Source organism: Undibacterium sp. TJN25, assembly GCF_049339885.1.
GTDB lineage: Bacteria > Pseudomonadota > Gammaproteobacteria > Burkholderiales > Burkholderiaceae_D > Undibacterium.
In genome coordinates, this window is sequence record NZ_JBMPPM010000041.1 from 1 (window position 1) to 595 (window position 595).

Annotated in this window: 2 pseudogenes; both read right to left on the reverse strand. The window is 58.8% G+C overall.

The window, feature by feature from the left end:
* Positions 1-226: pseudogene (locus ACO0LO_RS29015) on the reverse strand (glycosyl transferase family 1); the annotation flags it as partial.
* Positions 227-302: 76 nt separating this feature from the next.
* Positions 303-595: pseudogene (locus ACO0LO_RS29020) on the reverse strand (GDP-mannose 4,6 dehydratase); the annotation flags it as partial.

Genomic DNA, 595 nt, shown 5'->3' on the forward strand with positions numbered 1-595 from the left:
GTGCGGACCAGGAAAAGCCGGTGGAGGCGATTTCAAAGTTCAGGCGGGCGCGGTGCACCTTGTGGCCTTCGAATTCGAGTTCGGGGTTGTCCTTGCTGCGGGTCAGGGTCAGGACTTCATTGGACACACCCAGCCGCGTGGTGCTGACCGCCATCTGCCGTATCACCTGTTCCACGCCGCCGAACGTGTCCGGGTGGTAGGTGCGATAAAAGTGCAGAATCTTCATGGCATGGCTCCTGAGATGCATTTCATCAATAGCAACAAGTACGGTAATAAGTACGCAGCATTCATTATCAACATGATCAGCCCTTCCCTTCCACTGCACCGAGCATCCATGCCAGCGTATCGCGTAACGCAATCCCCGGCAGTGCGCCAACGCACGCGGCGAGCTTGTTCGGGTTGCCCGTCAGGGTCTTGACTTCATTGCTCCTGACAAACGCAGGATTGACCCTGACTTCCATCCGGTAGCCGGCGAGGTCGGCCACGATGTCCAATACTTGCTGCAAGGTATGGGCCTGACCGGAGCAGACGTTGAAGGTCTGTCCTGCCGGCGCGTGCTGCAGCAGCCGGGTGTAGGCCTGGACGACGGTGCGGA